This is a genomic window from Streptomyces lancefieldiae, from assembly GCF_031845825.1.
In the GTDB taxonomy this organism is placed as follows: domain Bacteria; phylum Actinomycetota; class Actinomycetes; order Streptomycetales; family Streptomycetaceae; genus Streptomyces; species Streptomyces lancefieldiae.
The window spans coordinates 1-1990 of record NZ_JAVRFH010000188.1 but is presented as its reverse complement, the minus strand read 5'-3'; the positions used below and the strand labels follow the sequence as shown (position 1 = coordinate 1990).

Sequence of the window (1990 nt, the reverse complement as noted above, 5' to 3'; positions counted from 1 at the left end):
CCGTGAGTGCGCGTGCGTCCGGCGTCCGCGCGGACGCCGGGTCGCCGCTCGGTGCCAGCCTCCCCGTCGCATGACGGTGCCAGCCGCCGACGGACCGGTCGTCCCCGTTGGGACGCGCGTACACCTCCAGGGAGCGGCACCCCGTCTCGTCGGCCGCTCCGACGACGATCCGCACCCGCACGTCGACCGTGCCGGGAAGAATCAGGGGAGCTTCCAGGGTGAGTTCGTCGACCGCCGCGCACCCGAAGGAGTCGCCCACCCACAGCGCCAGGTCCAGGTAAGCCGTCGCCGGTACGACGACCGCGCCGAACACGGCGTGATCGGCCAGCCAGTCGTGCGTCCGTACGGACCACCGGCCGGTGAACACCACCTCGTCGGAGCCCGGGCAGTCCACCACGGCCCCCAGCAGCGGGTGCCCGGGGGCCGACAGCCCTGCCGAGTCCACGTCCGCCGTGCCTGTCCCTGCCAGGAAGTCCAGCCAGTACCGGCGCCGCTGGAGGGCGTACGTCGGGAGGTCAACGGTGCGCCGCGCCCCGATCAGGGCGCCCCATTCCACGGCGTGGCCCCGGACGTGCAGCCGGGCCAGCGCTCCGACCAGCGTCTCCACCGCACCGCGGTTGCGTCGGGACGCCGACAGGACCACCGCGTCGTCCACGCCCGCACTGGCGAAGGCCTCGTGGGTGATGCTCGCGAGGGACGACCCCGGTCCCACTTCGAGGAAGACGTCCGCGCCGGCCGTGCGGGCGTGCTCCACCGCGTCGAAGAAGCGGACGGGTTCGCGGACGTGGTTCACCCAGTGGGTGACGGACGTCAGTTCCTGGGCCGTGGCCTCGCGGCCCAGCCGGGTCGAGACGACGGGGATCTGCGGATCCGACGCCTCGCCGGCGGTGAGTTCGCCGATCGATCCGGCGAACTCGTCCAGGACCGGGGCCATGAGCGGGGAGTGAAAGGCGTGGTCGACCTCGAGCAGTTTCGCCGGGGTGCCGCCGGCGGCGAGTTCGTCGCGGAGCGCGAGGACCTCCTCGCGACTGCCCGAGACGACCACCGATTCCGGGCCGTTGACGGCAGCGATGCCGACGCGCTGGTACGCGCTCAGCCGGGCGTTCGTCTCGTCCTCCGGGGCGCGCACCGCCAGCATGGCACCACGCTCGGTGAGCGACTGCATGACCCGCCCCCGGGCGGCAACGAGTCCGGTGGCGGCGTCCAGGCCGACGGCGCCGGACACGTGGGCGGCGGTGATCTCACCCACCGACTGGCCGATGAGCCGGCCCGGTCGGCCGCAGTAGCGCACCAGCAGCCGGTAGAGGGCGACCTGCAGGGCGAACAATGCCGGCTGGGCGACATCGGTCCGCCCGGCGTGGTCCCGGGCGGGCGCGTCGGCGAGGAGCAGGGGCTTCAAGGCGAAGGGCAGCCGGGAGTCGAAACGGGCACAGACCTCGTCGAGGCTCTGCGCGAACACGGGGAAGGCGTCGTACAACGGCCGGGCGACACCGGCCCACTGCGCTCCCTGCCCCGGAAACATGAACACCCTGCCGCCCAGGTCCCCGGCGACACCGCGCTCCACCAGTGCGGACTGCGCGCCGTCGCTCAGCGACGCCAGCCCGTTCAACAGCTCGTCCCGGTCGCGGCCCAGCACCACGGCACGGTGCTCGAAGGATGTCCGGCTCGACACCAAGGACCACGCGACGTCACCGGCGTCCAGGTCCCCGTCCGCGGCAGCGAAGTCGCGCAGTCTCCGTGCCTGCGCCCGCAGCGCCTGCTCCGACCGCGCCGACACGACCCACGGGACCAGCCCGCCCGCGCCACCGGACTTCTGCCCTGCGGTGGCCGGCGCCGTCTCCTCCCAGGGCGCCTCCTCCAGGATCAGGTGCGCGTTGGTTCCGCTGACCCCGAAGGCGGACACGCCCGCCCGCCTGGGCCGCCCCGGTATGCGCGGCCACTTGATGGCCTCGGTCAGCAGTTCGACCGCCCCAGCCGACCAGTCCACACG

The 1990-nt window shown here is 73.5% G+C and carries 1 protein-coding gene; it reads right to left on the bottom strand.

From position 1 onward, the window contains the following. Positions 1-1990: type I polyketide synthase (locus RM812_RS41455; protein ID WP_311586090.1), on the bottom strand; the 1990-nt coding region annotated here is incomplete at both ends.